Annotated in this window: 4 protein-coding genes and 2 tRNA genes; 4 read left to right on the plus strand and 2 right to left on the minus strand. The window is 50.2% G+C overall.

Translation table 11 applies throughout. The features are described 5' to 3' along the window. Positions 1–159: 159 nt before the first annotated feature. Positions 160–257, minus strand: a tRNA-Sec gene (locus FP815_01225). Positions 258–451: 194 nt separating this feature from the next. Next, positions 452–754, minus strand: coding sequence for a hypothetical protein (locus FP815_01230; protein MBA3013562.1), 303 nt, complete (start codon positions 752–754; stop codon positions 452–454). A 119-nt stretch (positions 755–873) separates the two neighbouring features. Here FP815_01230 and FP815_01235 point away from each other — a divergent pair. From FP815_01235 to FP815_01250, 4 genes are all read left to right on the plus strand, one after another. Continuing rightward, positions 874–950, plus strand: a tRNA-Met gene (locus tag FP815_01235). 180 nt (positions 951–1,130) lie between these two features. Then, on the plus strand, positions 1,131–2,360 hold the full coding sequence (locus FP815_01240) for a tyrosine-type recombinase/integrase (protein ID MBA3013563.1): 1,230 nt from the start codon (positions 1,131–1,133) through the stop codon (positions 2,358–2,360). 692 nt (positions 2,361–3,052) lie between these two features. Further along, a complete protein-coding gene (locus FP815_01245; GenBank protein ID MBA3013564.1) occupies positions 3,053–3,259 on the plus strand; it encodes a hypothetical protein in 207 nt (68 codons plus the stop codon). 159 nt (positions 3,260–3,418) lie between these two features. Beyond that, entirely contained in the window at positions 3,419–4,054 is a 636-nt protein-coding gene (locus FP815_01250; GenBank protein ID MBA3013565.1) for a hypothetical protein, read from the plus strand. Positions 4,055–4,190: the final 136 nt, after the last annotated feature.

Consider the following 4,190-nt stretch of genomic DNA (forward strand, 5'->3'; position numbering starts at 1 on the left):
TGACCGCAGCTCTCTAGTCAAAAAAGTCTTTTAACAGGAACCTAAGCTAGAAATGGGAAATTAATTGACAATACCGTACTGTTCTTGGTAAAAATCATGATTTAATTGGTTTTGAGAAAAAGCTTTAGGATAGTTGAGTAAGGTTACCACATAACGAGATGGCGGAAGTGCATGGGAATCGAACCCACCCACCAGGCTACTAACCCAGTGCACCGGATTTGAAGTCCGGGAAGGCCACCAGCGCCCTTTCCACTTCCCGAGACACTCACTACTAGCTCAGTATCGAAAGATCATAATTTTTAATTACCGTCTTCACAACAATTATTTATAAAATCTATCAGGAGTTCCGCCACATGGAATGCGAACGCTTCAAAAAGCTGCTTAAAACATGGTACATCCAAGTACAGAACGAGGCTCTTGCTCCTGCCAGGATGGTCGATTTCATGGAAAATCATGTCACCGACTGCCCTGTCTGTCTCATGGACCCCGATGCCAAAAGGGATATCGCCAAAATTATAACCTTAGTATTGCCGCAAGACAAACTTCGACAAACCGTCCGTACGGCCCAAGACGAAGAAGCTGATGAATTAGCTGACGAGGTTGACGATTCTACTGATACCGTCGAAGATGAAACGGAGGATGAGGAAAGTGACGAAACCCTTGCCCCTGAAGACGACGAAGATGAAGAACTCGATGAAGATCTGGACATTGAAGAAGATGATGAAAAAAAATAGCAATGTATGCATGAATGCATTTCATGTCACCTCGGCAAAAAGGTATCACAAGAGTAAAAAAGTATTGCGATCCCTCTTTATTTTATATGTTGAATGTGCTATATAGTGCGCTTTCGTCAGCCATTGGCTGATAAATTATGGCGATGTAGCTCAGCTGGTTAGAGCATACGGCTCATATCCGTAGTGTCCGGGGTTCAAGTCCCTGCATCGCCACCATTACCAAATCCAGTATCGTCCGATACTGTCTAAAAAGGCCTGAGAAATCAGGCCTTTTTCTTTTTCTGTTGTCCGACAGAATCCACTAAGATATAATAAAATCCAAAAGGTTTGGGGGTACGTTTAGGGGTATTTGGCCCTGTCCCCAATAGAGATACCCCCAAAAAGGAGGGAAGCCCTATGCCTAGAAGGATTGCACCACTTACTGACACCAAGGTTAGAACGATCAAGCCGGCAGAAAAGCCTCAAAAGCTTTTTGACGGTGGGGGTCTTTTTCTTCTGGTCACACCGACTGGCGGCAAGCTTTGGCGGCTCAAGTATCGTTTTGGGGGTATCGAGAAGCTATTGTCCCTTGGCGCATACCCCCAAACATCGCTTGCCGATGCCAGGCAGAAGCGTGATCAGGCAAGCGCCTTGATGGCCAATGGGGTTGATCCCAATGACACTAAGAAAGCGCAGAAGGCGGCAAGCACCCAAGAGACGGAGACCTTCGAGGTCGTAGCCCGTGAGTGGTACGCCAAGTTTTCGCCGTCCTGGGCAGCAAGCCACAGCAACAAAATCATCCGGCGGCTTGAGCTTTATGTCTTCCCTTGGTTGGGGGCCAAACCAATTAAGTCTATCACTGCACCGGATCTGTTGTCGGCGCTACGAAGAATTGAGGCCAAGGGCACGCTTGAGACCGCCCACCGGACCCAACAAAACTGCGGCCAGGTCTTCCGTTATGCCGTGGCCACCGGTCGGGCCGAGCGGGACCCGTCGGGTGATCTGCGCGGCGCCATCCCCCCGGCCAATGGTAAGCACATGGCAACCATTACCGATCCCAAAGAGATTGCAGGCCTGCTTCGTTCCATTGACGATTACCGGGGCAGTATCGTTACCCGTTGCGCCCTGCAACTAGCCCCCTTGGTCTTTGTCCGGCCAGGTGAACTGCGGCAAGCCGAATGGTCGGAGTTCGATCTTGAGGCGGCGGAATGGCGAATCCCGGCAGAGAAGATGAAGGCGGGTGTCTTGCATATCGTCCCCTTATCAAGGCAAGCCCTGGAGGTTCTGCAAGAGATTCACCCCTTGACCGGGAATGATCGGTATGTCTTCCCCAGCCCCCGGACCGGCTCTAGGCCGATGAGCAGTAATGCCATCTTGTCGGCCCTGCGGCGCATGGGATATGCCAAGGAAGAGATGAGCGGCCACGGTTTCAGGAGTATGGCCAGCACGCTATTAAATGAACAGGGGTGGAATCGGGACGCCATCAAACGGCAGCTTGCCCATGCCGAACGAAACAACGTGCGGGCGGCGTACAACTACGCCGAATTCATGCCGGAGCGGAAGAAGATGATGCAGGCTTGGGCCGACTACCTGGTAGGGATCAAGGCCGGGACCAAGATCATACCAATCCGGTCGATGGCGGGGTGATAAACTCGTCATTAATCGCCTCCTACTCATATGGTTACCCAACTCATGACCGGAAAAAAACGAACTGCTCAAAAAGGCAGGCAATTTTACGAAACAAACCTCTTCGAGGGTAACCTGTAACTGTGACAACAAAATTCATTAAAATTGTTGTCGTTTTTGGAGGCATTCATGTCTTGGCCCGTAACTCTATACTATTGTACGAAATGTGATTTCGCGATAGGCGACGTTGTGACCTGGGGGATGAAGGAATACCTTCTTCCCAATAAGGTCCACATCCCCGTCAACCGCCATCTTGGATGGTGTGACGACTGTGGCCGGATCGCATCGGTCGAACAGTTTCCCTTAAAGAATGCCAAAAAACCATCGCCAAGAAAGAGCAGGCCATTGCAAATCATACGCAAATCCGACCGATCCACCGATGGTGGCAATTGCATCGCTTTATCTTTGGTGAGCACTGGAAAAATCGTGAGAATGATTGGGAGTGCCATCAATTTGATTTGCTATGCAAGTTAGACGACGCACGGGACAGATTAACCCATCTGCAACAACGCACAAACCTTCCACGGTGCCTTGATTGTGGCAGCACCAAGATCCAGGCCCCTCTCATTTCAAATCCGGACGAATGGGCTGACCCGGATACGACTCCATACGCCACAGGATTCATCCACCCTAACTGTGGAGGTGAGCTCTGGATGCGCATGGATGGGTTACGGATCGCGATGCGGCCCTCTGTCAAATATTACACCCCAGAGGGTGATTTCATCGAGCAGGAGTTTGTGGACGGGTATTCTTCCGCCCGAATCGAATTCTTTTCGGAACGAGATGTGGCTAATGCCAGAGCACGTGGTAGAGACTTGCCGCGTGCCATTATTGAACAAAGGTCCCTCGAAAATGCTTGAGCACCTGCACCTATAACTACCCCCAAATTCATTCCGGAGCAGAAGAAAATGATACAGGCTTGGACCGACTACCTGGCAGGCATCAAAACCGGGGCCAGGATTATACCGATCCGGTCGATGACGGGGTAACTGGACAAAACTGATGGGGGGGGTACCTTAATGTGCATTACACCTGACCAGAAAGATGGCCTAGAATCCTTCTTGCAAGTGGCGCGAAAACGCGACCGACCAATCATCCTTCTTGAGGGCACTCGCAAGGTGCCAGATAGCGACATCAAGCGTCTGCATGATTTGGCGACCTTTCTTGCCTCCTCACTGCCCACAGCCATATTCCGCAGCGGTAACGCGCAAGGGTCGGATTCGTATTTTTTCCATGCGCTGGCCAATGAAAATCCGGAACGGCTCGAATACATCCTTCCCTATCCCGGCGCAGGCAAAAAACGAATACACCCTGGAACGAAAGTATTCTCCCTGGATGATTTAAACCAACAGGAAACCACTGCCGTTGTTGAAAGCACCCTGGCCGCATCGCCGGATCTTGAAAGTTTAATACGGCTGTTTTTGACCCGTGGACGGACAAATGTCACCGCAAAGGTGATGTATTTACTACGCGACACAATGAAAGTCCTTGGCGGAACGTCCATCAATCTTCCTCCAGCTGATTTCGGATTTTTCTTCCTCAATCCGGAGAAGCCGTTGTCAGGAGGCACCGGGCACACCGTTCGAGTATGTAAAAAAATGCAGGTGCCGGTTTATACGCAGGATGAATGGGGGCGGATGCCATTCGATGCTTAATGGTTTTCATGACAAGCTCAAAACCCCTAGAAGACCTAATATGCGTTGAGAAAACATTGGAAGCTGCGACTCAGGACAAATACTGAACTACCCACTACACGATGACCCGAAGGAGATCAACATACAGACTGAAACA

The sequence above is a fragment of the Desulfobulbaceae bacterium genome (genome assembly GCA_013792005.1).
GTDB lineage: Bacteria > Desulfobacterota > Desulfobulbia > Desulfobulbales > VMSU01 > VMSU01.

Coding starts and splice junctions, on each gene's coding strand:
- FP815_01230 (MBA3013562.1), bottom strand. CDS start 754: ATGCATTCATGCATACATTGCTATTTTTTTTCATCATCTTCTTCAATG.
- FP815_01240 (MBA3013563.1), top strand. CDS start 1,131: ATGCCTAGAAGGATTGCACCACTTACTGACACCAAGGTTAGAACGATC.
- FP815_01245 (MBA3013564.1), top strand. CDS start 3,053: ATGCGCATGGATGGGTTACGGATCGCGATGCGGCCCTCTGTCAAATAT.
- FP815_01250 (MBA3013565.1), top strand. CDS start 3,419: ATGTGCATTACACCTGACCAGAAAGATGGCCTAGAATCCTTCTTGCAA.